The sequence below is a fragment of the Actinacidiphila sp. bgisy160 genome (genome assembly GCF_057707815.1).
The window spans coordinates 106,078-129,468 of sequence record NZ_JBYIQW010000010.1 but is presented as its reverse complement, the minus strand read 5'-3'; the positions used below and the strand labels follow the sequence as shown (position 1 = coordinate 129,468).

Sequence of the window (23,391 nt, the reverse complement as noted above, 5' to 3'; positions counted from 1 at the left end):
GACTACCGGTGCATTATGGCGGAGCCCGGCCGCGCGGCCGCGAGCCTGGGCCTATGCCGCGCCGGAGTCCTGGCCGAACCGCTTCTCGAACCAGTGGTCGGCGTAGCGTTCGCCGTTGTAGTCGGCGATCTCCCGGTACCCCAGCTTCGCGTACAGGGCCCGTGCCTCGACCAGGTCGGCCCGGGTGTCGAGGCGGATCACGGAGGCGCCCAGGTGTTCGCGGGCCGCCCGTTCGGCGGCCGTGACCAGCAGCGCGGCGCCGCCGGTGCGGCGGGCGCCGGGGACGACCCAGACGCGGCGCAGCTCGGCGACACCGGGGGCGAGGAGGCGGACGCCCGCGCAGCCGGCCGCACGGCCCTCGTAGCGGCCGACGAGGAAGCGTCCCGAGGCGCCGGAAAGGTCGTCACTGGTGTGCTCGGTGAGCAGGTCGTCGATCTCCCGCGGGGTCATCGGCCTGCCGTAGTGGCGGCTGACGATGTCGTCGTAGTACCTCCACAGCAGGTCCTTCGACACCGGGTCGTCAACGGCGAGAGGTGCGATCTCCCATACGGGCGAAGCGTGGACGTTCGGTCGCGGTACGGTCACGCGGCCCATCGTGGCAGCACCCGGCGTCGATATCCTCCGAATATTCGTTGGCACGTCAACGACATTCGGGGGCACGACATGACGCGGCACGCCGCGCGGAAGAGTCATCCCATCGCCACCGCCGACCAGTCCTGCAACGGCGTCCTGGTCTTCGACCCCGATGCCCGGGACTGGTCGGGGCCCTCGGCCGTGACCTGGCGCTGGAGCGCGCCGGGCGGGTCCGGCACGAGCTGGCAGCACCTGTCGGACGTGCGGCTGCGCAGGACGCGGGCGTACGGACGGGTCGTGCTCGTGGCCGCGTCCGGCGGCCGGGCGGCGATGGTGCGCGAGGACACGGGTGCCGTCGTGTGGCAGACGGTGACCCCGGCCGACACCCCGTACGCCATCGAGCGCATCCCGGGCGGGGTGATCGTGGTGGCCTCCGGGGCGCCCGGCCGGCTGCGGCTGTACGCGGACACGGAGCAGTCCGCGCCGTTCCGCACCGTGCCGCTGCCGAAGGCGCGCGGTGTGCTGTACGACCCGGAGCACGGGGCGTTGTGGGCGATCGGCGCCGGGCGGCTGGTGCGCTACGCGGTGTCGGGCCGGGGCACGGCGACGACGCTGACGGAGCACAGCGCCGTGCGTTTCGAGGGCGAGGGCCGTGACCTGCAGCCGGTGTACGGCGACCCGGGGGCGCTGTGGTTCACCGACACGTACGGGGTCTACCGGCTGGACGTCGCCACCCGCAGGTACCGGCAGGTGGACGGGGCGAGCGGGGTGAGCGCGTACACGAGCCAGCCGACGGGGACACGCGTGCGGGCCCGGTCGGAGGCGACCGGGCCCCGTGGCTGGGGCGGGCCGACGATCGAGTTCCTCGACGCCGACGGGACCCACGCTTACGCGCGCACCCGTCCCGGCGCGGAGTTCGCCACAGTGCGCCTGTGGACCCCGGACTTCCGCTGAGTCCGGACACGTCGGGGACAGCCGGGGACAGCCGCGGACAGGGGGACGGGGGACGGGGGGACCGGCCCGCGCGCCACTACCGGAACATGTAATGATCAGATGTATTTGCCCCTGCCACCTTTCCCGCGGCCGGCGCCCGACCGGGCGCCGCGCCCCCGGCGGCCCCGGTGCGTCCGGACCCGGCCGGCCGGTTTTCACGGACACGCCAACGGAGGCTTCGCTCCCATGGAATACCGCCATCTCGGCCGTAGCGGCCTGGTCATCAGCGAGATCGCGTACGGCAACTGGCTCACCCACGGCTCGCAGGTGGAGGCGGACGCCGCCACGGCCTGCGTGCGCGCGGCGCTGGACGCCGGCATCACCAGCTTCGACACCGCCGACGTCTACGCGGGCACGCGTGCCGAGTCCGTCCTCGGTGAGGCGCTGAAGGGCGAGCGCCGCGAGGGCCTCGAGATCTTCACCAAGGTCTTCTGGCCGACCGGTCCGGGCCGCAACGACCGCGGGCTGTCGCGCAAGCACATCATGGAGTCGATCGTCGGCTCGCTGCGCCGCCTGCAGACCGACTACGTCGACCTCTACCAGGCGCACCGGTACGACGTGGACACCCCGCTCGAGGAGACGATGGAGGCGTTCGCCGACGTCGTCCACTCGGGCAAGGCCCTGTACATCGGCGTCTCCGAGTGGCCCGCGGAGCAGATCCGGCGTGCCCACGCCATGGCCCGGGAGCTGCGCGTCCCGCTGGTGTCGAACCAGCCGCAGTACAACGCCCTGTGGCGGGTCATCGAGGGCGAGGTCGTCCCGGCCTGCGAGGAGCTGGGCATGGGCCAGGTGGTCTTCTCGCCCATCGCGCAGGGTGTGCTGACGGGCAAGTACCGCCCGGGGCAGGAGCCCCCGGCGGGCTCGCGGGCCACCGACGACAAGGGCGGCGCCGGCATGATCTCGCGGTGGATGCGCGACGACGTGCTCGACGCCGTCCAGCGGCTCCAGCCGCTCGCCGCGGAGGCCGGGCTGTCCCTGGCCCAGCTGGCGGTCGCCTGGGTGCTGCAGAACTCCAACGTCTCGGCGGCCATCGTCGGCGCCTCTCGTCCCGAGCAGGTCGCGGAGAACGCCAAGGCGGCGGGCGTCGTCCTGGAGAAGGAGCTGATGGCGCGCATCGAGGAGATCCTGGAGCCGGTCGCCGAGACCGACCCCAAGCGGGTGCACGACAACGTCCCTCCGCACCGGGCCTGAGTGCCGCGCGGCGGCGCCCGCGGTCCGAGCGGACCGCGGGCGCCGGGGCGCCGGCGCGCGTCAGGCCGGGTGGCAGTGGCCGTCGCCGCGCGGGGCCTCCTTGGGGAGGTCGAGGGAGGGGTTGCGGTCGAAGAAGCCGGTCGGCTTGAGGCTGAACCCGCTGTGGTCGACGGGCATGACCGGCCATTCCTCCAGCCGCGGCAGGTGGGTGGGACCGAAGGTGTGCCAGACGGTCAGCTCGGTGTCCTCCAGCGACTCGCCCGCCGCGGTCCAGCGGGGCAGTCCGGCGCCGCCCGCGTTCTGGTTGGGGTAGTCGCCCGCGGGGAAGCGCCGCTCGGGGCGGTAGCGGGTGACCCACACGTGCCTGGTGCCGTAGGCCATCCGCCGGGCGACCGCCGAGTCCGGCTGGGCCAGGACGACCGGGCCGGGCTGGGGCACGAGGGTGTACGCCACGGGCTTGCCCATGCGGTTGAGGGAACCGGGGTTGGTGATCCGCCAGCGGCGGCCGGCCAGCGGGTCGGCGAGGCGGCCGCCCTCGGCGCTGTCGGCGACGGTGGTCACCCGGGTGGTGAAGACGTTCCCGTTGGGGTTGTCCGGCCCGTTCGGGACCGGGACGACGTCCACCTCCTCGACGGTGTTGGCGTGGCCGTCGACCGCCGCGTCCAGCCGTACGCAGAACAGGTGCTGGTGGAACGGGGCGAGCAGGCCGGGCGCGACCTCCGTGCCGACCGCGTCGGCGGTGCCGGGCTCGACGGCGGAGGTCTGCACGATGCCGGTGGACTTGGCCTCGAAGCCGATCGTGCCGTCCTGGTAGAAGTACCAGTAGAAGCCGTAGTCGTAGTTACCGACGGTGGCGATGTAGGAGACGACCAGACGGCGGGAGCGGCGGCTGTCGGCGGCCATCTCGTTGAAGATGTCGGTGTGCTTCCACAGGAGGCCGTAGTCCTCCTCGTGGACGCAGATGGCGTTGGGCAGCGTCTCGGGGTTGCCGAGGTCGTCGGAGAGGACGGCGTCGAGGTAGGCGATCTCGCCGAGGCAGTCGCAGCCCAGCTTCAGCGCGTTGGCGTTGCGGCCGAGGGAGTACTCGCCCGCGTCGAGGAAGGCGACCCAGTTGCGGTCGTCGCCGGGTTCGGCGTAGGCGACGGCCATCTCGGCGAGCGAGGCGCGGTGCAGGACGGGCCGGACGCGGTCGCCGTCCTCGTAGCCGATCTGGTGCAGGACCAGGCCCTCGCGGCCGTTGAAGTCGATGCGGAAACGCCACTTCTGCCACCGCATCAGCCGGCCGCTGAGGGTGAAGGACGGCCCCTCCGGCTGGGTGATCTCCAGCGGGCGCAGGCCGGTGCGGGCCGGGCCGTTGAACTCGGCCTCGTAGCGGCCGCATTCGGCCGGGATCGGCACGGCGCCGGTGTCGATGAGGCGGACGACCTTCCGCTCGATGACGTCGACGTCGGCGACGAGCCCGGCCACGGGGTGCGCCCAGGGGCTGTCGGAGGCGTTGCAGCGCAGCCAGGTGAGGGAGCGCATGAGGCGGGCGCCGGGGCGGTCCTCGAAGCGCAGCGGTCCCGCGCCCAGGGGGGCGGCGACGGCGAGGTCCAGGTCGGTGACGCCGCGTTCGGCCATGGCCTTGCGCCAGCCGGGGTCGGCCTTCACGACCTGCTCGACGATCTCGTACTCCTCGAAGGTGACCGGGGGCTGGCCCTCCTGCCCGGTGTCGAGTTCGCGGTACGCGACGACGGCGCCCGCGGTGACGTCGACCAGGGCCTCGGCGGCGGCGCCGGTGGCCGAGTCGAGCAGGGTGACGCGCAGCCGGCGGACCACGGGGTCCCCGTCGCGGTGGGCGTCGGCGGTGTGCCGGTCGGGCTCGTCGAGCAGGACGAGCGGGAAACGGGTCGCGTCGGTGACCCGGCCCTCCTCGGCGAGGATGCGGCGGGCGGCGGATATCTCGTCGGCGGTCAGCGGGTCTAGGGGGTGGGGTGCGGCGGGCGCGGCGTCTGCGTCGCTGGGGCAGCAGGAGGACATCGGGACAACCCTCTTGTGGACGTTGGTCGTTGAGCTGGCGGGTACTACGGACATGGAACGGGCCCGCCGCTCCCCCGGCCAGAGGGGCGACGGGCCGGACGGGGTCAGGAGGCCGTGGTCTCCGCATCGGTGCCGGCCGCCTTCTCGCGCGCCTGCTCGATCCGGAACGCCTCGTTGCCGAGACCGATCCGGGCGTGCATCTCGGGACGAGTGGCCCGCAGGACCGCGCCGTACACCAAACCGCCGACGACGGTGACGCCGATGATGGCCGGCAGGATCCAGGAGACGGCGGAGCCGTCGCCGGCGACCAGGACGTCGAAGTCCTTGACGGCGTAGACGGCGATGCCGGCCAGCGCGATGCCCGCGAGGGCGGAGGCGGCGATCCGCGGTGCCTGGGTGCGCAGCGCACCGCGCCGGACGAAGTAGCCGATGACGGCGAAGGACGCGGTCGCCAGCAGCACGATGACGCCCAGGGCGCCGACGTTGCCGAACCAGGTGAAGAGCTTGAGCACGGGCGCGGTCGGGTCGTGGTCGGCCGCCGCGCTGCCGTCGGTGACGGCGAAGGCGACGACGAAGCCGAGGGACACCAGCGTCTGCAGCAGCGAGCCGAAGGCGGGGGCGCCGCTGTTGGGGTTGGTGCGGCCGAAGGCGGAGGGCAGCAGGCCCTCACGGCCCATGGCGAAGGCGTAGCGGGCCACGACGTTGTGGAAGCTGAGGAGGCAGGCGAACATGCCGGTCACGTACAGGACGTGCAGGACGTCGGTGAAGGCGCCCCCGATGATCGACTCGCTGAGGCCGAAGAGCAGCCCCGGTCCCTGCTTCTGGGACTCCGCCACGATCTGGGACGGGCCGGCCGCGATGCTCAGCGCCCAGGAGCTGATGGCGAAGAAGACCGCGACGAAGGTGACGGCGAGGAACATGACGCGGGCGACCACGACCTGCGGCCTGGTGGTCTCCTCGGCATACACCGGCGACTGCTCGAAGCCGACGAAACTGGCGATGCAGAAGCACAGGGCGGTGCCCAGGCCCGCGCCGCTGAGCGTGCTCGGGTCGAAGGCGTGCAGCGACAGGCCCTCCTTGGCGGGGCTGCCGACGGCGGCGACGTCGAAGATGACGACGAGGGCGATCTCGATCACCAGCAGGACGCCGAGCACCTTGGCGTTGACGTCGATCTTGAGCCAGCCGAGCGCGCCGACCAGGAGAACGCCCAGGACGGCCGGGATCCACCAGGCGATCGTGGTGTCGAGGTAGGTCTGGAACAGCCCGGAGATCTCGAAGCCGAAGAGGCCGAAGACCGCGAACTGCATGGCGCTGTACGACACCAGGGCGACGAGCGACGCCGCGGTGCCCGCGGTGCCGCCGAGCCCGCGGGCGATGTAGGCGTAGAAGGCGCCCGCGTTGTGGACATGGCGGCTCATCTCGGCGTACCCGACGCTGAAGAGGATGAGCACCACGCCGAGGATCACGAAGAGCAGCGGCTGCCCGACGATGCCCATCACGCCGTACGTGGTGGGCATGACGCCCGCGACCACCATCAGCGGCGCGCTGGCGGCGACCACGGAGAGGAGCAGGCCGGACATGCCGAGGCGGTCGGCCCGCAGGGCTCTCTCCTCGCCTTTGAACGTGCTGATCCCGCTGTTGCCCGTCAGCATGGCGGTTCCTTCCTGGGAGGGGTTGGGGTTTGCTGGTACGTCATGTGGGGCGGGCCCTACGCCGAGCCGGGGCCGAGCACGGCCTCCCGCGCGGCGCGGAAGGCCTTCTTGGGGTCACGGTCGGGATAGGCCCACGGGACGCGGGTGGCGTGACCGCCGATCCGGTTGAACAGGGCCGCGGCCTCGGCGGTGCGGCCCTGCAGGAACTGCGCGTGGACGAGGAAGTTGAGGTCGAGATGGAGGCGCGGGTGGTCGTGCCCGTCGCCGTCGAACTCCAGCCACCAGTCGAAACCCCGCTTGAGCGCCTGCCGGGCGCGCCATCCGTCCCAGTGCCCGGAGGCGGCGGGGTCGGCCGGCAGGGTCCCGGCGGTGGCGAGGACGCGGTACAGCTCGGCGTGGGCGACGACGGGCAGGACGGCCAGCGGCGAGCCGGCGGGCGCCTCGCCCGCGGCCCAGTCGGCGAATTCGTACACCTCGTGGAAGGGCCCGCCGTCGGCGGCGGCTTGGGGACGTTCGGCAAGGCAGGCGGCCATCAGGTGGTGCCCGTGGTGGTGGCTGCGGTGGCGGCCGCGGACCTGGTCGAAGGCGCGCATCTGCTCGTCGTCGGTGCCGGTGTGGCGGGCCAGGATCAGCAGGCAGAGCCACGGGGTGGGATCGGCCGGGGTGAGCGCGGCGGCGGCGAGGCAGGCCTCGCGGGCCCGTTCGGGCTTCTCCTTGCCGGCGATGGCGCGGAACACCATGGCGCAGGCCAGCAGCGCGGCCGCGTCGGTGCTGCCGGGTTCGGCCAGTTGCCACTCGCGGGCCCAGGTCGCACTGGCGCCGCCCTCCCCGAGGACGACCAGGCGGTGACCGCGGCGGTCCCAGTCGTCGCCGGTCTCGGCGAGCAGGCTGCGGGCGGTGGTCCAGCGCCCCTGGGCGAGCGCGGCGCGGGCATCGGCCAGTGGCTGGTCGTCCAGGGCAGGGTCGAACCGCAGGTCGTCCCTGGAGCGGGAGAAACCGAACGGGGGTGGAGGGGTCATCCTCGGGGTGCCTCCACGGCGCGCACGTGAGGTCCGGCCCGGGGCGGGGCTTCCCGTTCGGCGTCCGGTGATCGCTTGATCACACAAAGCCAACCGGTATGAGCAGGTCCACTTCAAGTCCGGACCTGTTGTCTCGATGTAGTCCCGCACACGCGTCCGAGCACGGGGGCGGCACCGGACGGTGCGGGGACACGGATCGGGACGGATCGCGGTGATCGCCTGCGCCACACCGGCCGCGCCTGATATTCGAACGTACGAATATGAGACGAAGGAGCATCGCCGTGGCGGACGACACCGCGCCGGCACCGTCCCATCCCCTGGCGTCCGTCCGGCGCAGCCACGGCTGGAGCTACCAGGACCTCGCCCGGGTCGTCGCCGACAACGCCCGTGCCCTCGGTGTGCCCATGGCGGCCCGCCGGGAGAAGGTGTGGCGCTGGGAGCACTGGGGCGTGGTGCCGGAGAGGGACAGCCAGCGGGCCCTGGCCCGGGCCCTGGGCGTGGCGCTGCGGGAGGTGGACGCCCGCCCGTGGCCCGGCTGGTTACCCTCGTTCGACGGCATCCCCGACGGGCTGCCGTGGACCCGGGCGGGCGGTCTCGACGCGCTGGACGCCCTGCTCGACGGCGGCGGACGCGACCCACGGGGCCATCCCGTGCTGGAGGGACCGGCCTTCGGTGCGGCCGTCGCCGACTGGACGGCCGTGACGGACCGCGGGGGGAACGGGCCGCCTCCCGATGACGCGGATCTGCTCGCCGCCCGGGAGGGTTCGGCGGCCGACGAGGAGACCGTGGCGTGGCTGGAGCGCGGCGTCCTCGGCCTGCGCCGGCTGGACGACCGGCTCGGCGGCGCTGCCGTACGCCACCGGGTCGAGGCCGACCTGCGGATCGCGCTCGACCTGCTGCGCCGGGGCCCGTACCGGGGTGGGGTGGACGCGCGTCTGCTGCGCGTCGCCGCCGGGCTGGCCCAGTTGGGCGGCTGGGCGGCGACGGACTGCGGACGGCACGGGGCGGCCCAGCGGCACTACCTCACCGGACTGCGCCTCGCGCACGGCGCGGAGGACCGCGCGCAGGCCGCCAACCTGTGGGCGGGGCTGAGCCTCCAGGCGGTGTTCGCCGGCCGCCACGACGACGCCCTCGCGGCGTCCCGGGCCGCGGAGTCCGCCGCGGCAGGGGCGACCTCGCGCACCCGGGCGATGCTCGCCACCCGCCGGGCCCGGGCGTACGCCGGGCTCGGCGAGGACGCGGCGTGCCGGCGGTCGCTGGAGGAGGCGGAGCTGCTGCTGGACACCGCGCCAGGCGACGACGACCCGTCGTGGATCTACTGGTTCGACGGGGCGGAGTTGTGCGCGCAGAGCGGGATCGCGCTGCTGGACCTCGGATGCGCGCAGGAGGCGGCCCCGCTGCTGGAGAAGGCACTGGCGATGCAGGACCCCCTCTACCGGCGCGACCGTACCCTCTACACCGCGCGCGCCGCCCTCGCCCGGGCCCGGACCGGTGACCTCGACGCCGCCCGCACCCTGACCGAGGACGCCGTGGACCTCGCCCGGGACTGCGGGTCGCCCCGGGTCGCCATCGCCGTCGAGCAGGCCAGGACTTCGCTGTCGCAGGCCCGTTGACGATCCCGCCCCGGCGCGGCGGCGGTCGGCGTCGCGGCCGCGGGTCCCGGGTCCTGGCGGCGCATCGCGTCGCCGGCCCAAGGGCCCCGGGCGCCCCGCGGGCGCCGCCGTCGTCGCGGGCCTGGCGCAACGCGTCGTCAGGGGCAGGGGCGACGTGCCCGAGGGCCCGCGCAACAAGCGGCTGGTCGCGGTGGACCTGGGCGCGGTGGTGGTCAGCCGCGGCCCGCGTGACGTGTGGCCGGCGGCCGGCGGGGCGGCCCAGGCCCGCGTCCTGCACTCCCGCGACCGGGGGCTGCCCTGGACCGTGACGGCTCCACGCTGCCCGCGGGCGACCCGGCGCGAAGGGGGTGTTCGCGCCGGCCTTCCGCGACCCTCGGCACGGGATCGCCGTGGGCGGGGAGCACCGCCCGGACCAGGCCTCCCCCGAGGCGGCCGCGGTGTCCCGCGACGGCGGCGCGACCTGGACCGGCTCCGCACGCCCCCCGGCCGCCTACCGCTCGGGCGCGGCCTGGCTGCCGTACTCCTCCCGCGCGGCGATCGCGACGGGCCCGTCCGGCAGCGACCTGACACCGGACGGCGGCCGGACCTGGCGGCCGTTCGACTCCGGGTCCCACGACCCCGTCGACTGCGCCCCGGACCCGGGCCGCCGGTGAGCAGGGCCGCGTCGCACGCCTGGGGATCGGCTCCGGCGGGGCGGCCGTCTCGTAACCTGTCCCGGTGAACCGCAGACGCCGCAAGAAGCTGAGCCGGGCCCTGGTGACCGCCGCGCGGTGCGGCGCCCTCCGGACCGCCGGGGAGCTGCTGCGCCGGGGGGCGTCCCCCGAACGCGCCGACCCGGACGGCACGACCCCGCTCTACGCGGCGTCGGTCAACGGCGCGGCGGCCGTGGCCGCGCTGCTCCTGGCGGCGGGGGCGCGGCCGGACACCGAGAGCGGCCACGGCGACGAGGGCACACCCTTGTGCGCCGCCGCCTGCTGGGGCCATGAGGAGACGGTGCGTCAGCTCCTGGCCCACGGGGCCGATCCCGGTCTGCGCGAGGACGACGGCACGGGACTCACTCCGCTGGAATGGGCGGAACGCGGTCCGCACCCGGGGACGGCTGCGCTGCTGCGCGCGGCGGCGCGCAGGGCGGCCTCCGCGGAGCGGTGAACGCGGACGCGCCGGTACGGAGCCGCCACGGCTCCCTACCGGCGCGTCACCGGGTCCCTCGGTTACGCGACCGGACGGCCGCGTCCCCGTCCGCGGGTGAGGCTGTAGCCGGCGATGCCCGCGAGCGCGCCGAGCACGCCCCCGGCCGCGGTCCAGATCCAGCGGTCGGACCACCAGCCGCCGCCCCAGCCGTCCTCGGGCTGGGCCAGCCCGGCCGGGACCGGCGACGCGCTCGGACCGGCCTCATCGTCGGCCCCCTCGCCGGACTCCTCCGTGGCGGAGGCGGACGGCACGGCGTTGGGGTCCAGGGTGGCCCCGGCCTTGGCGACGGGGGTGAGCGGGGCGGCGAGTTCGCCGTCGACGGCCTTGGAGCCGCCCGCGTCCGCCGAGGTGGTGCCGACCTGCGCCTGGACCGGCAGGCCGAGGTCCTGGTCCGGGAGCCGCAGCACGGTCAGGCGGATGTAGTACGCGCCCGGCAGCGGGTCGTTGGCCCACGCCTCGGACCACGCGCGGACGGTGCGCAGCCGGCAGCTCAGCTCCAGCTGGGTGTCCTGCGCCGACGCCGTCCTGGTGGGCTTGCCCGCCGCGCACGCCTGACGGCGGCGAAGGCCGTCGTAGACGTCGAGCTGCCAGGTCTGGTTGCCGTGCCGGGTCGCGGGCTCCGGCAGGGTGACGGTCGCGGAGACCGTGGGCACCTCGCCCGCTGCGGCGGGAAACACCCAGTACAGGTAGTCACCGGTGGAGGCGCCGGCCGGTACGGTCCGCACCCCCGGCCGGAGGTTCCCGGCGGTGCGGAAGCCGGTACCGGGCTGGACGGTCTCCTCGGTGGCCCCCGTGCCACTCGCGCCCGGGCTGGGCGTGGCGTCGTCGGCGGCCGCGGTGCCCGCCCCGGCGGCGAGCAGGGCCGCGCCCGCGAGCAGTACGGCGGCCGCCCGGCGTGCCGTTCGGATGGTACGCATCAGTTGGTCCTCCAGACGGCGACGCGCCAGCGCGAGATCCAGCCCCACAGCACACCGGCGAGCAGGCCGGTCACGACCAGCAGGGCCAGCAGCCACCAGCCGCGGCCGAGACCGAAGGAGGCGACGTCGGACGGCTCGTCGGGCGAGGAGACCAGGTCGACGCTGAGTTCGAGCGGCAGGCCCGGGGCGCGCTTGACGGCCTCCGGGGCGGAGAAGGAGTTGCTGACCTCGATGCACACGGTGCGTGCGGTCGCTGCGGCGTCGTCGTCGCGCTCCGGCCAGGCGTAGCGCAGACCGGACGAGACGACGTCGGTGCGTCCGCTGTCCGCGTCGGAACCGCGGACGAGTTCCCGTCCGCCGGTGGTGACGGCCCGTACGAGGACACCGTAGTCGCGGTTGACGGCCCGGTCGGCGCCGACGCTGACGGAGGCGCGCAGTTCCTGGCCGTCGGTGACGCTCACCCGGTACCAGCGGTGCTCGGCGAACGTCTCGCGGTCGCTGTAGACGCCGGCCCCGAGCAGCGGGGCGTCGGCGCAACGGTCGGCGCCCTGGGTCACGGTGGGGGTGACGACCACGTTGTCGGCGGAGCGGTCGACGAGTTGCTTGATGCGGTCGGAGAGCTGGTCGGCGTGGTCGACGGCGGTGTAAGTGCCGCCGGTGGCCTCGGCGATGCAGCTCAGCTGCTCACGGATCTTGGTGTTGGGCACCAGGCCGAGGGTGTCGACGACCAGGTGGGTGCCCTCGGCGGCGAGTTCGCGCGCGACCTCGCACGGGTCGAGCGGCTGGCAGGTGTCCTCGCCGTCGGTGATGAGCACGATGCGGCGGGTGCCCTCACCGCCCGCGAGGTCCTTGCCCGCGGCCTGCAGGGCGGGGCCGATCGGCGTCCATCCGGTGGGGGCGAGGGTGGCGACCGCGGTCTTGGCCTCGGTGCGGTCGACGGTGCCGACCGGGTAGAGGGCCTCGGTGTCCCTGCAGCCGACCGTCTTGTCCTTGCCGGGATAGTTGGCGCCGAGGGTGCGTATACCGAGCCGTACCTCGTCCGGGACCGCGTCGATGACCTCGTTGAACGCCTGCTTGGCCGCCGACATGCGGGACCTGCCGTCGATGTCGTTGGCCCGCATCGAGCCGCTGACGTCGAGCACGAGCTCGACCTTCGGGGCCTCGTGCGCGGTCTGCGGCCCGTCGTCCGCGGCGGCCGGCGCCGCGGCCGGGAAGAGCGCGGTGGCGAGGGCGGCCGCGAGGCCGCACAGCCCCGCCGCCAGCCGTTTGCTTATGATCATTGGCGGATCCTATGGAAGATCCGCCTCCGCACCCAACTCGGGGCTGACGTACCGTCAGACTGCTGCGGTTCCCTTCCGCCCGGCCACCGCGGGACCCCCGCGCGTCCGCGGGAACACTCCACAGGAGGACGCGACTCCGCTACGATGCGGGCCTCCGGAACGCTGTGGCACGGTGCGGCACGGTGCGTTCCAACATCGCAAAGCGTCCCCCACATGCTTTGCCGCGACCTGACGTCATGACAAACTACGCGGGCAACAGCGGTGCTGGAGGAGATGGACGGTGACTGACGCGCGGGCGGCAAGCGCTCCCACCGTGCTGCGGGTGGTGCTCGGCAGACGCCTCCAGGACCTCCGCGAAAGGGCCGGCGTCTCCTACGAGCAGGCGGCCCGCGCCCTGGACGTCACCCACGCCACGGTCCGCCGCATCGAGAAGGCCGAGGTGGGCCTGCGCATCCCGTACGTGGAGAAGTTGCTCCTGACCTACGGCGTCACCGAGCCCGCCGAGATCGCCAACTTCCTGGAGCTGGCCCGCGAGGCCAACCGCCCCGGCTGGTGGCACCGCTTCCGTGACGTGCTCCCCGAGTGGTTCAGCGCCTTCGTCAGCCTGGAGGGCGCCGCCGAGCTCATCCGCGCCTACGAGCCGCACTACGTCCCGGGCCTGCTGCAGACCCCGCAGTACGCGGAGGCCGTGCTGCGCGCGGGCCGGCCGCACGCCTCGCAGGAGGAGATCGAGCGCGGCGTCGCGCTGCGCATGGAGCGGCAGGCGCTGCTCACCCGCGACGACCCGCCCCTGCTGTGGGTGGTGATGGACGAGACGGTGCTGCGCCGCCCCATCGGCGGGCCCGAGGTGATGCGCCTGCAGATCGACCACCTGATCGAGGCGTGCGCGATGCCCCACGTACGGCTGCAGGTGATGCCCTTCACCGCGGGGCCGCACCCGGCGATGTACGGGCCGTTCCACATCTTCCGCTTCCCGCTGCCGGAGCTGCCGGACATCGCGTACGCGGAGAGCCTGATCGGCGCCGTCTACCTCGACGAACGCGAGGACGTCTCGCAGTTCCGCGAGGCCCTGGACCGGATGAGCGCCCAGGCGCTGCCCGCGGGGCCCACCCGGGAGTTCCTGGAGGAGGCACGGGGCCGGCTGTGAGGCCGGGCGCCGTGCCGTCCACCGGTCAGCGGGGCATCGCGGCCAGCTTCGCCGCGAGGCTCTCCACGCGGTCCCGCCATACGTCCAGCGCGAGGGCGGCGGGCACCTCGGGGACGCCGGTCTGGGTGAGGACCAGCCGGGCGCCGTGCCCGGTGCCCCGGGTCAGCTCCCAGCGCACGGTCCCCTCGTGGCGGCCGCCCAGGTCCCACGGGTAGGCGAGTGCCTCCTGCGGGCGCACTTCGCTCACCGGCCCGGCGGCGAAGTCCCCCACGACGAAGCCCCGCGGCACGGGTCCGCCGACCTCGGGCGCGGCCACCCCGCCGAGCAGGGTCTTCCACACGGTCGCCACGGGCTGGGTCAGCTGCCGCTCGAAGCGGACCTTCCAGCCGACGGGCAGCTCCTCCGCGGTGCCCCGGTCGAGGCCGAACTCCTTGACGTAGCGCTCATGGGCCGCCTTCATGTCGCCGGGGGCGGGCACGGGCTCGCCCGCCAGCTCGGGATCGATGCCGGCGACGCAGGCGTCCCAGCCGGCGGCGAAACTGGCGGCACCGGGGCGGTCGGCGAAGGTGTGGGTCAGGGTCAGCACGGAGCCCAGGGACTCCGGCACCAGTTCCCAGCGCAGCAGGTCCTCGCCCCAGGTGTAGGCGACGACGTGCGGCGGGTCCCACTCGGTGACCTCGCCGTCCGTCGCCTCGCCCTCGCCGCGCCGGTACAGGAAGCGCACCTTGCCGCCCACCCGCGGCTCCACCTCCACGTCGGCAGGGAACCACTTCGACAGGTGCCCGGGCTCGGTCAGGGCCCGCCACACCTTCTCCGGCGGGTGTGCGAGCCGCCGCTCCATCCGCAGCGCGGTCCGGCCGTCCGCGGTGGTCAGCGTCTCGCCGGTGTCCGTGGTCATGGCTCCTCCATCTCGTCGGGCATGGCGTCCAGATGCCACTCCAGCGCGCCCAGGCCGGTGCCCCACAGCCTGCGGTACGGCGCGAGCCAGGCGTCGACCTCCCGCAGGGGCTCGGGGCGCAGCTCGTACCAGCGGCGCTGCGCCTCGGCGCGCACCCGGACCAGGCCCGCCTCGCGGAGCACCCGCAGATGTTTGGACGTACCGGGCTGGCTGAGGCCGAGGTGCTCGGTGAGCTCGCCGACGAGACGGGGGCGTTCCAGGAGTAGATCGAGGATCCGCCGCCGCGTCGGCTCGGCCAGCACGTCGAAGGGTATGGACACGTCTTCCAACATACTCCCGAAGCTATATACTCGCAACGGCATGTAAGCGCACATGCGTGACGGGGTCCGTCGCGCCCTGGTGTACGCCCCCGACGGTGGGTCAGAATGTCCGCCGTGACGATCACCACCGCCGAGGCGGACAAGGTCCTGGCCGACAACTTCGCGCCCTGGGTGCAGGACCTGGGGCTCCTTGTCGAGGAGACCGGGGAGCGGCACGCCGTGCTGCGGCTGCCCTGGTCGGACCGGCTGACCCGGGAGGGCGGCGCACTGTCGGGCCAGGCATTGATGGCGGCCGCCGACACGGCGACCGTGATCGCGGTGTCCGCCGCCCGCGGCGGCTACGGGCCGATGACGACCATCCAGCAGTCCACGACCTTCCAACGGGCGGTCATGGGCACCGACGTGCTGGTCACGGCACGTGTCACCAAGCTCGGGCGACGGCTGGCGTTCATCGACGTCGAGCTCACCCCCGAAGGCGCCGGCGAGCCCGCGGCGCACGCGACCACGGTCTACGCCTTCCCCGGCTGAGGCGGCCGGCACCGGTCCGGCAGCTCCCTTACAGCCCGCTCATCACCGTATCGCTGAATTCCCCGCCGTGCGCGGCGTGGTGGTGCGACAACCCGGCCGGGCCCGGCAACCATTGACCTCCCGTCAGATAATCGGTTTTTTTCGGGCTGGAGCGACGTGACTCGACGACCCCGCCGGGTGCGCCTGGCGATCTCGGTGGTGCTGGCGTGGAGCGCCCTGCTCGGCGGCGCGAGCGGTGCCGCCGCCGCGGTCGCCGGGGACGGACTGCGTTACGGCGCGATCAGCGTCCTCGCCTCGGGTGTGAACTACCGGACCTTCACCTACCGGGGAGCCCACGGCACGGTCCGCGGGCACCTGCTGACGGTGGATCTGCGCACGCCCGGCGTCGCGGTGGACCTGCTGCATCCCGGCGTCGTCGCCGGACGCGACAAGGTCTCGAAGCTCGCCGACGCCGCGGGCGCCGTGGCCGGCATCAACGCCGACTTCTTCAACATGAGCGAGAGCCAGCACCCCGGGGTGCCCGCGACCGGCGCCCCGGTCGGCCCGGCGGTCGCCGCGGGACGGGCCTTGAAATCGGCGGTGCCGCTGGGCCAGCGCTTCGGGCCCAAGCTGCCGCCGGGCGCGTCCACCGAGGACGTTCTCGCGGTCGGCACCGACGGGGTCGCGCGGCTCGACCGGCTCGGGCTGGCCGGTTCGGTCAGCTTCGCCGAGGGCACGGTGCCCCTCGGCGGCCTGAACCAGTACGCGCTCCCGGTCGGCGGCGTGGGCGTGTACACCCCGGACTGGGGCAGCGCCTCCCGGCTCCGCGCCGCCTGCGGCAACGACACCAAGCGCGCGGCGCCGTGCAGCGGCGACACCTACGAGGTCACGGTCAGCCAGGGCGAGGTCGTGGACGTCGGCGAGAGCCCGGGAGGGGGCGAGATCCCGCCCGGCACGGTGGTCCTCGTCGGCCGGGAGGCGGGCGCGGAGGCGCTGCGCCTGCTGGAGCCCGGCGACGCGGTCGACGTGCGGCAGCGGCTGGTGGCCTCCGCGTACGGCGGCGGCTACCGCTTCGCCGTCGGGGGCTGCCCGATCCTGCACGACGGCTACCCGCCGGCCGGCCTGGACGACGGCGTCGCGGCGACCCGCACCGCGGCGGGCTTCGGGGACGACGGGCACGTGATGTACCTCCTGGCCCTGGACGGCAGGGCCGAGTCCGGCGCCGGCCTCACGGTCCTCGAACTCGCGTCCGTGATGTCCGGCATCGGCGCCCAAGCCGCCGTCAACCTCGACGGCGGCGGCTCCTCCACCCTCGTCACGCGCGATCCCGGCGCGCCCCGCGTCAAGGTCCGCAACCATCCGTCGGGCGGCACGGAACGTCTCGTCGCCAACGGCATCGGCGTCTTCGCCGGCGGCTGAGTCCGCCCGCCACGGACGGCCACCCGGGGCGTCAGCCCCCCAGGCCCGGCGCGCCCCAGAGCGGGAACCAGCGGCCGAGGTCCTCCTCGAGGCGGAGGTCGTCGCCGAGCAGGGCCTTGACCTGGAGCTCCAGGGGGTTGTCGCGCTTCTCCCCCGGAAGCGGTGCGAACGGGTAGAACGAGCCGCGTTTGTAGAGGTAGACCAGCGCCAGGGTGCGCCCCGCGTCGTCGCGGAAGGCGGCCAGGGAGCAGAGCAACTGGGGGCCGTAGCCGTGCCCCTCCAGTGCCGAGTTGACCGCGTGGAGGTCCCCCACCAGAACCGGCAGGTCCTGCGCCGGGCGCCGGACGACCAGCCAGGTGTACCCGTACGCGTCGCGGACCGGCTCCACCGGGACGGCGCCCTGGCCGGTGTCCATGTCCAGGAGCGCCCGCACGTCCTGCTGCACCTCGGCGAACGCACCGCCCTCGACCGCGGCGAAGCACACCGAGCCCACACCGGTGGGCCGGAAGCCGGCCGCGGCCTCAAGGGTCACGGCCGCCGAGGGGAGCCCGAACAGCTGGTCGAGGTCGGGTCTGACGGGCTTGCTGCGGCCGAGCAGCGCGTCCAGGAACCCCATCAGCGCCGCCCCAGGTCGACGGAGATCCGGCCGAGCTGCTGCAGCCGCTGCTCCAGGGTGGGGTGCGTGGACAGCAACTGGGCCAGGCTCTGGCCACCGGCGAAGGCGGGGACGAAGTAGAAGGCGTTGAACGGCTCGGCCTTGCGCAGGTCCTCGGTGGGGATGCGCGCCATCTGGCCGGAGACCTTGGTCAGTGCCGAGGCCAGGACGGAGGGCCGCCCGGTGAGCAGTGCGGCGGAGCGGTCGGCGGACAGCTCGCGGTAGCGGGACAGCATCCGGGTCAGCAGGAAGCTGACGCAGTAGACGAGCGCGCTGACCAGCGGGATGAGGACGACCACGATCGCGGTGCCGGGGTCGCGGCTGTTGCGCCCGAGGCCGCCCCACAGGCCGATGCGGGTGACCACGCCGGCGAGAACGCCCAGGAAGGAGGCGATCGTCATGACCGCCACGTCCCGGTGCGCGACGTGGGAGAGTTCGTGGGCGATGACGCCCTCCAGCTCCTCGGGCTCCAGCCGGCGCAGCAGACCGGTCGTGGCGCACACCAGCGCCGCCTTCTCGTTGCGCCCGGTGGCGAAGGCGTTGGGGACGTCGCTGTCGGCGATGGCGACGCGGGGTTTGGGCATGTCGGCCAGGGCGCAGATCCGGTCGACGACGCCGTGCAGTTCGGGGGCCTGCTCGGGCGTGACCTCGCGGGCGCCCATGCTGAAGGCGGCGATCCTGTCGCTGAACCAGAACTGGGCGACGAACAGCCCGCCCGCGACGATCAGGATCAGCGGCCAGGCCCCACGCAGCAGTGCCAGCAGGACACCCACGAAGACGACGTAGAGCAGCCCGATCATGAACATGGTGACCACCATGCGGGTGGTCAGCCCCCGGTCGGGGGCGAAGCGGGTCCTGTCCATGGCCCCTCCCGTTCCTCCGGGCCGCCGGCCGCGGCTTCGTGCTCCGCTGTCGATTGTGCCTCCGCGCGGACGCGAACGGCGGCGGCGCGGACGCGGCCGGGCCCGTAGAGGTCAGCCTGCCGGGTCGAGCGTGAGCTTGCCGTAAGTACGGCGGGCACGCAGGTCCTCGTGGGCGCGGGTGACCTCGGACAGCGGGTACCTGACGCCCTCCTGGGGCCTCAGCCGGCCGTCGGCGGTCATGTCCAGCAGCTCGGCCATCGGCTCCCGGTACATGCCGGGGCGCCCCAGGCAGTGCATCAGCCAGAAACCGACGACGGCGCGGGAGCGGCCCATGAGCTGCGCCGCCTGGACCGGGGCCGGGGGAACGCGGGAGGCGAGTCCGTACGTCACCAGGCGGCCGAAGGGGGCGAGCGCGGCCAGCGAGGCGTCGAAGACCGGGCCGCCGGTCATCTCCAGCACGATGTCGACCTTCCTGCCGCCGTTGGCCTCGACGAGCCGCTCCTTCAGCCCCGCGGCGTCCGTGGGGTCCGCCTCGATCGCGACGTCCGCGCCGAGCTCCAGCGCGAGGTCGCGCTTCTCCTTGGAGGAGGCGGTGGCGATGACCCGTCCCGCGCCGAACTCCTTGGCGAGCTGCACGGCGAGCGAGCCGGTGCCGCCCGCGGCGGCGTGCACGACCACCGACTCGCCCTCCGCCATGCGGGCGCAGGTGCGCAGCAGGTGCCAGGCGGTGAGGCCCTGGACGACCAGGGCGAGCGCCTGGCCGTCGGTGACCCCCTCGGGCACGTCGTGGGCCAGGTACTCCTCGACGACGGCCCGCTCGGCGTAGCCGCCGTTGTCGGTGAGCGCGACAACGCGGCGGCCGCCGGCGGTGCGGCCGACCACCTCGGCGCCGGGCACGAGGGGCAGGGTCGCCTTGGCGAGATAGGAGTTCTCCACCATGTGCGTGTCGGCGTAGTTGACCCCCGCCGAGGAGACCTCGACCAGCAGTTGCCCCGGCCCCGGCACGGGTTCGGGCAGCTCGGCCTGCCGCAGCACCTCCGGCCCGCCGAACTCGGTGATCTGGATCGCGCGCACCGCGACTCCCTCCGCGTACGTACCTACGTCGTCCGGGCCACGATATCCCGTAACACCGACCAGTCGGTATGTGACTTTCCCCGGAGCACCGGGAGAATGTGGGGCACCCGCGCACCGCACGTCGTCCTCCGTCCCTCGTCCGGCATCGCAGGGAGAGCCCATGCTCAGGCGCACCAAACTGTTCGGCCGCAAGACGCGGATCACCTTCGCCCTCCCCGCCGGCCACCCGCCCGGCACCGTCAGCGTGGTCGGCGACTTCAACGGCTGGGAGCCCGGCCGGCACACCCTCGTCCCCCGCCGGGACGGCACCCGCACGGTGTCGGTGATCCTCCCGGCGGGTGTGCACCGCTTCCGCTACCTCGCCACTGGAGCGGTGTGGTTCGACGACGAGTCGGCCGACCGCGTGGACGGCCGGGGCAGCCTCCTGGAGCTGTAGTCCCGGCCCGCCCCGGGGGCGCGTCCGCACCCCGCCACCACGTGACGGCCGGATGCGCCGCCGGATGAGCGGTACGAGTCGCCGCACCGTATACGCATGGTCGCGCGTAGGTACGGCAGGGGTTGCGCCAGGGAGCGCCGCACGGCAGCGCGGGCGACCGCGGCGGAAGGGCACGAACGGCATGTGGCGGCGCCTTTCAGCGCGTCAGATCCTCGGTGCGGAACCGCTGTTGGCGGTCGCCCTGATCGTCCTGCGGCAGTGGCCGATGACGGACGCCGGTACCGGCCGGCTGGGTTCCGCCGACGCCGGGTGGCTGCTGGCGGCCGGGGCGGCGACGCTGCTCGCCCGAGTGTGCTCGGCGGCCGCCCGGCAAGGCGCGGTGCCGGAGCAACTGCCCGCGGGACGGCCTGGTCTTCTGCCGGCCACCCTTCGCCGCGCCCGCGGCCAACCACATCCTCCCGGCGGGCGTCTGCGGCGACGCCGTCAACCTGCGTTTCCCGTCGCCGGCGGGCGCGGCGCCGGCGTTACGGTACTCGTCATGTCCAGCAGCCCCGGCCCGGCAGCCGTCACCCGCCCCGCGCGACCCGCCGACCTGCCGTACCTGCTGCGGTGGGAACGCGAGTACATCCGTACCGTCGAACCGGCCGCCGAGGCGGCCTGGACCGGGGCGATCGACCGCAACCTGGCCCTGTGGGTGGACTGCCTGGACCGGACCCTGGTCCTGGAGGCCGACGGAGAACCGGGCGGCTCCATGATGTGGCTGCCCGCGGACGGCAGGGCGACGCTGGTCGGCATCCATGTGGTGCCCGCCCTGCGGCGCCGCGGCTTCGGCCGCCTGCTCCTCGACGCGTTCGCCACCCAGGCCCGCGCGGCCGGCCACGGGACGCTGGCGCTCGGCGTCCACCGGGACAATCCCGCCCTCCACCTCTACAAGGGCGCCGGCTACCACCGCACGGGCGAGGACGGCGACTACCTCCTGCTGGAACGCCCCGCGGCGCCCTGACCGGTCCGCGCGGCGGTCCGCGGCGTCACGCCGCGGGCACCGGCTGGGGCGGCACGGGGCCGACGTAGCGGGCCGCCGGGCGGATGATCTTGCTGTCCTCGGCCTGCTCCAGGACGTTGGCGCACCAGCCCACGACGCGGGCGCAGGCGAAGGTGGGGGTGAACATCTCGCGCGGCAGGCCGCACAGTTCCATGACGACGCCCGCGTAGAACTCGACGTTGGTGTGGAGTTCGCGGCCCGGCTTCAGCTCGGCGAGGATCGCCTCGACCCGCGCCTCGACCTGGACGGCGAGGTCGACGAGCGGCCCGCCGAAGGAGCGGGCGATCCCCTTGAGCATGCGGGAACGGGGGTCCTCGGTGCGGTAGACGGGGTGACCGAACCCCATGATGCGGTCGCCGGCCAGGACGCGTTCGCGGATCCACGGGTCGATGCGGTCCGGGGTGCCGATGGCGTCCAGGGTGTCCAGAGCGCGACTGGGGGCGCCGCCGTGGAGCGGGCCGGACAGCGCGCCGACGGCACCGGTGAGGCAGGCGGCGAGGTCGGCGCCGGTCGAGGCGATGACGCGGGCGGTGAAGGTGGACGCGTTGAAGCCGTGGTCGACGGTGGAGATCAGGTAGCGCTCGACGGCCCTGGCGCGGGCCGGGTCGGGCTCCTCGCCGGTGAGCATGTGCAGGTAGTTGGCCGCGTACGGCAGGTCGTCGCGTGGTTCGACCGGCTCCAGGCCCTGGCCGAGCCGGTACAGGGCGGTGAGCAGCGTGGGCACCGCGGCGGTCGCGGCGAGGGCGTCGGACAGCCGCCGCTCGGGGCCGACGTCGTACAGCGGGCGGAAGCCTTCGGCCGCCCCCAGCAGGGACAGTGCGGAGCGCAGCCCCGCGAGGGGGCCGCTGAGCGCGCCGGACCGGGCGACGGCCGGCAGCGCGTCGCGGACGGCGCCCGGGAGCCGGCGCAGCGGGGCGACACGCCGGGCGAAGGCTTCGCGCCCGGCCGCGTCGGGCAGCGTGCCGAGCAGCATCAGGTGCCAGACGTCCTCGAAGGTGCGGCTTCGCGCCAGGTCCACGGCCGAGTACTGGCGGTAGTGGTAGAAGCCCTCGGTGCCGCGCACGTCACCCAGCGCGGTCTCGGTGACGACGACTCCCTTCAGGCCGCGGGGTACGTCGGGGGTGACGGGCGTGACGGTCACGGTGGTCCTCCGGTCCTGCTGCGAACAACTCGACATTGATCAGACCATCCACCATTGATTCAATCCTCGTCAATATTGATTGGATCAATATGTGATGGGATGGAGTCATGACGACGGAGGAACGGCTGAGCACGCGCGCGGCGGCCGAACGGCTCGGGGTCAAGCCGGAGACGGTGTACGCCTACGTGAGCCGCGGCCTGCTGAGCAGCCGGCGCGCCCCCGGCGGCCGGGGCAGCACCTTCGACCCCGGCGAGGTCGACGCCCTGGCACGCCGCAACCGGCGCGCCGCGCAGCAGCCCGCCGAGGACGCCGGCACGGCCGCGGTGCGCACGGCGATCACCCTCATCGAGGCGGACCGCTACTACTTCCGCGGGGTCGACGCCACGGCCCTGGCCGGGCGGTACGGCTACGAGGAGGTGACGGAGTGGCTGTGGACCGGCGTCCTGCGCCACGGGGTGCGCTTCACCGCGCCGCCGGAGGCGCTGAAGGCCGCCCGGCGGGCGGTCGCGGCGCTGCCCGCGCACAGCGGCCCGATGGACCGCTTGCGGGCGACCGCCGTCGCGGCGGCCGTGGCTGACCCGCTGCGCTTCGACCTCTCCCCCGGGGCCGTGCTCGGCGCCGCCCGCGGCCTGATCCCCACACTCGTCCGCGCTCTGCCCGCGGCCGGGATCCCGCACCCGGGCGAGGGCCGGCTGGCCTGGCGGCTGTGGTCGCGGCTGTCCGGCCGGCCCTGCGACGAGGCGTCACTGCGGGTGCTGGACGCGGCACTCGTCCTGCTCATCGACCACGACCTGGCCGCCTCGACGCTCGCCGTGCGCATCGCCGCCTCCGCCCGCGCGCACCCGTACGCCGTCGTCTCGGCCGGCCTCGGGGCCCTCGACGGCCCGCTGCACGGCGCCGCCAGCGGCCTCGCCCACCGCATGCTGGCCGAGGTGCTCGACCGCGGCAGCGCGGCCGCCGTCGTCGCCGACCATCTGCGCGCCGGCCGCGGTGTCCCGGGGCTGGGCCACCGCCTCTACCGGGGCGAGGACCCGCGCGCCGTCATGCTCTTCCGGCTGCTCGAGGACGTCCCGTACGCGGAGCAGGCCCTGGCCGCCGCGCGCGAGGTGGCCGCCACGACGGCCCGCCACACCCCGCTCCACCCCAACGTCGACCTCGCCCTCGCCGTGCTCTCCGTCTCCGCCGGCATGGTCCCCGAGGCCGGCGAGACGGTGTTCTCCGTCGCCCGGACCGCGGGCTGGATCGCCCACGCCCTGGAGGAGTACGGGGAACCCCCGCTGCGTATGCGCCCGAGCGGCCACTATGTGGGGCCCCGCCCACCGGTGCCGGTGCCCTAGCCGTTCTCGTCCGGCCGGGGCTGGTGCGGTGCCCGTCAGCCGGCTGCCCGCCGCTTTGCGCCCGGAGGGCGCGAGACGGCCGGACATCTGACCCTCCGCCCGCG

22 protein-coding genes and 1 pseudogene are annotated in these 23,391 nt (G+C 74.2%); 11 read left to right on the top strand and 12 right to left on the bottom strand.

Translation table 11 applies throughout. From position 1 onward, the window contains the following. Positions 1–51 precede the first annotated feature (51 nt). Entirely contained in the window at positions 52–585 is a 534-nt protein-coding gene (locus AC3EUJ_RS12040) for a GNAT family N-acetyltransferase (RefSeq protein WP_431961087.1), read from the bottom strand. Positions 586–663: 78 nt separating this feature from the next. On the opposite strand from AC3EUJ_RS12040, the gene AC3EUJ_RS12035 reads away from it, so the two are divergent. Beyond that, entirely contained in the window at positions 664–1,527 is an 864-nt protein-coding gene (locus AC3EUJ_RS12035; RefSeq protein WP_431961086.1) for a DUF6528 family protein, read from the top strand. Between the two features lie 225 nt (positions 1,528–1,752). Continuing rightward, positions 1,753–2,757: an aldo/keto reductase family protein gene (locus AC3EUJ_RS12030; protein WP_431961085.1), complete on the top strand. Its 1,005-nt coding sequence runs from the start codon at positions 1,753–1,755 to the stop codon at positions 2,755–2,757. Positions 2,758–2,817: 60 nt separating this feature from the next. Here the strand turns inward: AC3EUJ_RS12030 and AC3EUJ_RS12025 are convergent, their stop codons facing one another. The 3 genes from AC3EUJ_RS12025 to AC3EUJ_RS12015 all read right to left on the bottom strand — a co-directional run bounded on the left by AC3EUJ_RS12025 (position 2,818) and on the right by AC3EUJ_RS12015 (position 7,447). Next, a complete protein-coding gene (locus tag AC3EUJ_RS12025; RefSeq protein ID WP_431961084.1) occupies positions 2,818–4,776 on the bottom strand; it encodes a primary-amine oxidase in 1,959 nt (652 codons plus the stop codon). A gap of 104 nt (positions 4,777–4,880) precedes the next feature. Continuing rightward, positions 4,881–6,428, bottom strand: coding sequence for an APC family permease (locus tag AC3EUJ_RS12020; protein ID WP_431961083.1), 1,548 nt, complete (start codon positions 6,426–6,428; stop codon positions 4,881–4,883). A gap of 56 nt (positions 6,429–6,484) precedes the next feature. Next, complete coding sequence (locus tag AC3EUJ_RS12015) at positions 6,485–7,447, bottom strand: hypothetical protein (RefSeq protein ID WP_431961082.1); 963 nt, start codon at positions 7,445–7,447, stop codon at positions 6,485–6,487. Positions 7,448–7,728: 281 nt separating this feature from the next. Here AC3EUJ_RS12015 and AC3EUJ_RS12010 point away from each other — a divergent pair, with 281 nt between their 5' ends. The 3 genes and pseudogenes from AC3EUJ_RS12010 (at position 7,729) to AC3EUJ_RS12000 (ending at position 10,209) form a co-directional block, all read left to right on the top strand. Then, on the top strand, positions 7,729–9,060 hold the full coding sequence (locus tag AC3EUJ_RS12010; protein ID WP_431961081.1) for an NsdA family TPR-like regulatory protein: 1,332 nt from the start codon (positions 7,729–7,731) through the stop codon (positions 9,058–9,060). Positions 9,061–9,259: 199 nt separating this feature from the next. Then, positions 9,260–9,768: pseudogene (locus AC3EUJ_RS12005) on the top strand (beta propeller repeat protein); the annotation flags it as partial. Between the two features lie 9 nt (positions 9,769–9,777). Further along, a complete protein-coding gene (locus AC3EUJ_RS12000) occupies positions 9,778–10,209 on the top strand; it encodes an ankyrin repeat domain-containing protein (protein WP_431961080.1) in 432 nt (143 codons plus the stop codon). A 62-nt stretch (positions 10,210–10,271) separates the two neighbouring features. On the opposite strand, the gene AC3EUJ_RS11995 is transcribed toward AC3EUJ_RS12000, so the two are convergent. After that, the gene (locus AC3EUJ_RS11995; protein WP_431961079.1) at positions 10,272–11,168 is read right to left on the bottom strand and encodes a hypothetical protein; all 897 of its coding nucleotides are present in this window, start codon (positions 11,166–11,168) and stop codon (positions 10,272–10,274) included. Next, entirely contained in the window at positions 11,168–12,448 is a 1,281-nt protein-coding gene (locus AC3EUJ_RS11990; RefSeq protein ID WP_431961078.1) for a VWA domain-containing protein, read from the bottom strand. Before AC3EUJ_RS11990 ends, AC3EUJ_RS11995 begins: the two co-directional genes overlap by 1 nt. Positions 12,449–12,728: 280 nt before the next feature. Here AC3EUJ_RS11990 and AC3EUJ_RS11985 point away from each other — a divergent pair, with 280 nt between their 5' ends. Then, entirely contained in the window at positions 12,729–13,595 is an 867-nt protein-coding gene (locus AC3EUJ_RS11985; RefSeq protein ID WP_431961077.1) for a helix-turn-helix domain-containing protein, read from the top strand. A gap of 25 nt (positions 13,596–13,620) precedes the next feature. Here AC3EUJ_RS11985 and AC3EUJ_RS11980 read toward each other — a convergent pair whose 3' ends face one another. Both AC3EUJ_RS11980 and AC3EUJ_RS11975 read right to left on the bottom strand, forming a co-directional pair. Continuing rightward, positions 13,621–14,493, bottom strand: a complete 873-nt coding sequence (locus tag AC3EUJ_RS11980) for an SRPBCC family protein (RefSeq protein WP_431961076.1) — start codon at positions 14,491–14,493, stop codon at positions 13,621–13,623. Then, positions 14,490–14,813 (bottom strand): ArsR/SmtB family transcription factor, encoded by a 324-nt coding sequence (locus AC3EUJ_RS11975; RefSeq protein ID WP_431961075.1) that lies wholly within the window; start codon positions 14,811–14,813, stop codon positions 14,490–14,492. Before AC3EUJ_RS11975 ends, AC3EUJ_RS11980 begins: the two co-directional genes overlap by 4 nt. Before the next feature lie 114 nt (positions 14,814–14,927). On the opposite strand from AC3EUJ_RS11975, the gene AC3EUJ_RS11970 reads away from it, so the two are divergent. Next, positions 14,928–15,341 carry a PaaI family thioesterase gene (locus AC3EUJ_RS11970; protein ID WP_431961074.1) on the top strand — a complete coding sequence of 138 codons (414 nt, stop codon included), beginning with the start codon at positions 14,928–14,930 and terminating at the stop codon, positions 15,339–15,341. Between the two features lie 156 nt (positions 15,342–15,497). Beyond that, positions 15,498–16,739 (top strand): phosphodiester glycosidase family protein, encoded by a 1,242-nt coding sequence (locus AC3EUJ_RS11965; protein WP_431961073.1) that lies wholly within the window; start codon positions 15,498–15,500, stop codon positions 16,737–16,739. 31 nt (positions 16,740–16,770) lie between these two features. On the opposite strand, the gene pspAB is transcribed toward AC3EUJ_RS11965, so the two are convergent. The 3 genes from pspAB to AC3EUJ_RS11950 form a co-directional block, all read right to left on the bottom strand. Beyond that, positions 16,771–17,355 (bottom strand): PspA-associated protein PspAB, encoded by a 585-nt coding sequence (pspAB, locus tag AC3EUJ_RS11960; RefSeq protein WP_431961072.1) that lies wholly within the window; start codon positions 17,353–17,355, stop codon positions 16,771–16,773. Further along, complete coding sequence (gene htpX, locus AC3EUJ_RS11955) at positions 17,355–18,257, bottom strand: zinc metalloprotease HtpX (RefSeq protein ID WP_431961071.1); 903 nt, start codon at positions 18,255–18,257, stop codon at positions 17,355–17,357. The genes pspAB and htpX overlap by 1 nt, the downstream gene beginning before the upstream one ends. A gap of 111 nt (positions 18,258–18,368) precedes the next feature. Beyond that, positions 18,369–19,331 (bottom strand): quinone oxidoreductase family protein, encoded by a 963-nt coding sequence (locus tag AC3EUJ_RS11950; RefSeq protein WP_431961070.1) that lies wholly within the window; start codon positions 19,329–19,331, stop codon positions 18,369–18,371. A 160-nt stretch (positions 19,332–19,491) separates the two neighbouring features. Here AC3EUJ_RS11950 and AC3EUJ_RS11945 point away from each other — a divergent pair, with 160 nt between their 5' ends. Further along, complete coding sequence (locus AC3EUJ_RS11945) at positions 19,492–19,767, top strand: isoamylase early set domain-containing protein (protein ID WP_431961069.1); 276 nt, start codon at positions 19,492–19,494, stop codon at positions 19,765–19,767. Positions 19,768–20,305: 538 nt separating this feature from the next. Next, on the top strand, positions 20,306–20,770 hold the full coding sequence (locus tag AC3EUJ_RS11940) for a GNAT family N-acetyltransferase (protein ID WP_431961068.1): 465 nt from the start codon (positions 20,306–20,308) through the stop codon (positions 20,768–20,770). 25 nt (positions 20,771–20,795) lie between these two features. Here AC3EUJ_RS11940 and AC3EUJ_RS11935 read toward each other — a convergent pair whose 3' ends face one another. Beyond that, a complete protein-coding gene (locus AC3EUJ_RS11935; RefSeq protein WP_431961067.1) occupies positions 20,796–21,986 on the bottom strand; it encodes a citrate synthase in 1,191 nt (396 codons plus the stop codon). A gap of 71 nt (positions 21,987–22,057) precedes the next feature. On the opposite strand from AC3EUJ_RS11935, the gene AC3EUJ_RS11930 reads away from it, so the two are divergent. Next, positions 22,058–23,287 (top strand): citrate/2-methylcitrate synthase, encoded by a 1,230-nt coding sequence (locus AC3EUJ_RS11930; RefSeq protein ID WP_431961066.1) that lies wholly within the window; start codon positions 22,058–22,060, stop codon positions 23,285–23,287. Positions 23,288–23,391: the final 104 nt, after the last annotated feature.